Raw genomic sequence first — 3,881 nt, forward strand, 5'->3', positions numbered from 1 at the left:
CTATCCCTGTTACTTCCTAATTCCTTTTTAGTGGGGGAGTGTGAACAGTTACAACCGCACTCCGAAGTTTATCACAAATGGGTTTACTTCTAGCCCTTGATGATTTTGGTACAGGTCATTCTTCCCTATCTCGCCTACAAGTATTGCCGTTTGATAATCTCAAAATTGATCGTTCTTTTATTAACGGACTAACCGCCGATCCCAAAGTTGCCCATATTATTCAAGCTATAGTTACCTTGGGACAATCTTTAGGATTAAAAGTAATTGCTGAAGGTGTAGAACAGCTATCAGAATTAGAGTTTTTACGCTCAATTAACTGTGATGAAATCCAAGGATATCTTTTATATCGTCCATTGTCTCTCGATCAAGCTACAGAAGTTTTGAAAAATGAGCAGACATAGGGTTGCTAAGAAGATCAAAGCCTTTAAGTTTAACCCCGACACAAAATTTATAATTGTTCATGATCAAGATTCCCATAATTGTAAAAAACTCAAATCAGAACTTTTAGAAATTTGTCAAAATGCAGGGAACAAAAATATACTGATACGGATAATATGTCATGAACTAGAATCTTGGTTTTTAGGTGATTTAGTTGCAGTGGAAAAAGCATACAGACTAAAACCCGAAAGTTTGAGTCAACAACAAAATAAAACAAAGTTTCGTAACCCCGATCAACTCAACTCCGCGAAAGAAGAACTCAGAAAGTTAGTTCCAGAATATTACCCCGGTACTCATTCTAGGATGATCGCGCCCTATTTATCCTTGACTGAAAACAAATCTCGTAGTTTTCAAGTTTTTCTCAATGGCATCAATAAAATTCTCAACTAAGTAGGTAGGCGAAAATAAATAGAACTATGTTAAGTAAGTTAACAGATTCTGAAATTGGCTCGTAGTTAGGGCTTTAGCCCTACTTTCAGGTCTAAAGACCTTACTACAAACCTTTAATTATTTACGTTACTCTACTTAGAATAACATGATCCAATCCGAACTAGGCTAGTGTCAAAAAATCTTTGCGCGAGTCGTATCAAAATTACTCGACATCATCAGCAAATTTGATGACGCTATTGGTAAGCTTGAGGAGGAAGAATAAAACATTTTTCAAAGCAGGCGATCGCCAAATCAGTTTGATACTTGCTCTAAATACCAATTCTCTAAAATCAAGGTAACAGATATAAATTGCAAAAGTGCTGCTGCATCCGAGTTTTTTAATTGGAATTACTAAATGCGATCGCCTGTTGCATTCCTGCACTGACACTGTGATTATTATCTTTAGTCTCAATTACCTCAATTACTGTCTCAACGACAACAGCTATATATTTAACGTTAAATTAGCTACTAAAATTTTTGATATTATCCTTCCACTATTGATGAATGCGTTAGCATAGCCCACCGCAGGCATCGCCATAATTTACTGTTAATGGGTCTAAAGACGGGTGGGAATAATTTAGTTCTAACCCTGTCTTTCGTGACAGAGGAGGTGGCGAAGTAACAGAAAACGAATTGAGTTTTAAAAATCACTACTGCTTGAATTTTTTGTACGATATCCTTGGTTGGGATGAGTAAGTTTATCAGGGTATCGTAGTTCCAGTTGACCTTGCTTTTGCATCCTGCTCAGGTAGCCTAGCCTTAACGTATGGTAAGAGCGGCCTAATAATTCTTGAAGTTGTTTCTGGTTCAAAAATCTGTCCTGGCAAAGCTCTAAGATTGTTGCTTCCATAATATTTGTTGATACCTTGCTCTTATTTCTAACATCTGTTGCAATCGCCATTAGTGCTTGCCAATCATCGGAGCTTGACTCCAAATCATCGGAGCTTGACTCCAAATCATCGGAGCTTGATTCCAAATCATCGGAGCTTGATTCCAAATCATCGGAGCTATTCTCATTAGGTACTGAATTTAAAAACAAATTATCTGCATTCGTTTGTTCAACTAATCTATAGTTTTGAGCCACTAATTCAACTTCAGCATCTGGTTGTTCTCCAGGAAAAAAGTAAAACGTGCCACGAGTAGCACCGGCAGATTCTAGAAAGCCATCTTTGACAAGCCCACACAAAGCCCTTGTTAAGTCGTGCGGATGAGTTTTTGTCATAGACTTAAGCCGGGCATGAGTGACTTTTCCCTCAATCGCTACTGTAGCTAAAGCAAGTTGCTGGTCGTAAGACAACTCTCGAAATGAAGAGCCAAATCGCTCATCAAGCTCTTTAAGAGTTTCTTCCGGTAGCAAGTTAACCATTAACATTCCCAATATCGTTTGTTCTGGTTCTACTTTGTCGAACAGAACTGGTACTCGCCAGTGTTGTCGCTTCCAGTTAAGGTAAATTTGAGGAATACCCGACCCTGCTTGTTCGCCAACTCCTACGAATTGAAACATTTTTTGTAATTTGCGATTCCGGCAGTCACTGTTACCACCCCGCAAAGCATCCTCTAATGGCAGGCGCATAATACCAGGATTGCGAAATAAAAACATATCAGGTCGCTTGGTAATCTGAATTGCTAATCTTCCTGTATAATCTGCATGAATTATTGTATTAATTAATGCTTCACGTAAGGCTTCGTGTACTGGTGTTTCGTCTACTCTTGTTGTACCCTGAAGCTTAAAGGGTACTTTGAGGTCTGAGAAAAGTTTTTGAATTACCTGGCGATAGAAGTCATAAAGGTTTCCTGACCATGTTCCATCCGTAGTAACGCGATCTATCCAGCGAGTATCAGTTGTTTGTTCTAGACGCTCTTGGTAATCAACCACATAATTAGGTACAACTTCAAGAATGGATGGAAGCTTACCAAACATCAATAACCCAGCTAGTGTTAGTCCCTCAGTACGAGTTTGCCTATCTTGTACCCAACCACCGATAGACCGTAGAAATTCTTTATCATCTAAATCCAGCCAAGGATGATCGAGTTTGGTAGCTTTGAAATGATTTCGATAAGCTTTGAATGTGTTCTGATCAAGATCAGCAAAACCGTAATTTTCCAGTAATCGCGCATCTCGGACTTCTTCAACCTGCTCGGCTAACATCCGTTTAACAGTTTCCTGATCACAAAGGTAATCTCCTTCGTAATTCCTTCGATAAGTACCTGTTAAAGGATTTTGACCTACATAGACTGGACGTTGTGACCGCCTTGCTCTTGGTACTTGGATGCGAATTACCTGCTTACCTTGTACATCAATCACTTCTACCATTTTATCAGTAAGCAAGTTAATACTAACTCTTTGATTATTGTTCAAACCATCCCACAGGCTTTTGAGAACACGCTCTGGAATAACAATACCTGTAGCGTTAAATTTTCCTTTGGGTTTTTCTTCTATTCCCAAAAAAATAACGCCCCCGTCGGCGTTAGCCATTGCGGAATAAGACTCAAAGAAACTTTTAGGTAGTTCACCTTGTCCGTCTCTGCCTGTTGCCTGTTTGGCTTCAACATCATAGCCTTCTGCTAGTTCTTCGATGTCCAATCTTGATAAGCTCACCATCAAAATATACTCACACCACTTACGCAAGGATCTATTAATTATTTTAACACTAGGGTATTAAAAGTCCTGTCAATTCTTGTACGTTAATTAGTTGTATAAATCATTCCTATAGATATTCTTCCGCTTTCCAAAGGAATCACCGTTTGTCCTTGACAAAGTGTCTTTAGTACCTTTTGCTTGTCGAATTTTGCTAATAAATAGTTTTATTCTCCTGCTGCCAGTGAGCTTCATTTGTAAGCTGTTATAGTTTTACTTATTAGCTTCAAAAACTAAACCCATAACTTTGCCGAATTAAAGCCTAAGCTTACAGCAAAATTATGGGTAAAGTTACGCTATTTTCTTGTAACAAAAAAACGGTTAATGGGCATGGGCAGTACCAGACTCGAACTGATGACATCCTGCTTGTAAGGCA

At 38.7% G+C, this 3,881-nt stretch carries 3 protein-coding genes and 1 pseudogene; 2 read left to right on the forward strand and 2 right to left on the reverse strand.

Annotated elements, in window-relative coordinates; translation table 11 throughout:
• Positions 1-53: 53 nt before the first annotated feature.
• Both FJR05_RS05385 and FJR05_RS05390 read left to right on the forward strand, forming a co-directional pair.
• Positions 54-401, forward strand: a pseudogene (locus FJR05_RS05385) (EAL domain-containing protein); the annotation flags it as partial.
• Positions 388-828: a DUF4276 family protein gene (locus tag FJR05_RS05390; RefSeq protein WP_254446755.1), complete on the forward strand. Its 441-nt coding sequence runs from the start codon at positions 388-390 to the stop codon at positions 826-828. The pseudogene FJR05_RS05385 and the gene FJR05_RS05390, both read left to right, overlap by 14 nt.
• 202 nt (positions 829-1,030) lie before the next feature.
• On the opposite strand, the gene FJR05_RS05395 is transcribed toward FJR05_RS05390, so the two are convergent.
• On the reverse strand, positions 1,031-1,255 hold the full coding sequence (locus FJR05_RS05395) for a hypothetical protein (RefSeq protein ID WP_168643176.1): 225 nt from the start codon (positions 1,253-1,255) through the stop codon (positions 1,031-1,033).
• 252 nt (positions 1,256-1,507) lie between these two features.
• A complete protein-coding gene (locus FJR05_RS05400) occupies positions 1,508-3,469 on the reverse strand; it encodes an RNA-binding domain-containing protein (RefSeq protein WP_168643177.1) in 1,962 nt (653 codons plus the stop codon).
• Between the last annotated feature and the right edge of the window lie 412 nt (positions 3,470-3,881).

It is taken from the genome of Dolichospermum sp. UHCC 0259, from assembly GCF_009711935.1.
In the GTDB taxonomy this organism is placed as follows: Bacteria; Cyanobacteriota; Cyanobacteriia; order Cyanobacteriales; family Nostocaceae; genus Dolichospermum.

Bases quoted from the DNA above. Each gene is read 5' to 3' on its own strand.
- FJR05_RS05400 (WP_168643177.1), bottom strand. From the start codon at position 3,469: ATGGTGAGCTTATCAAGATTGGACATCGAAGAACTAGCAGAAGGCTAT.
- FJR05_RS05390 (WP_254446755.1), top strand. From the start codon at position 388: ATGAGCAGACATAGGGTTGCTAAGAAGATCAAAGCCTTTAAGTTTAAC.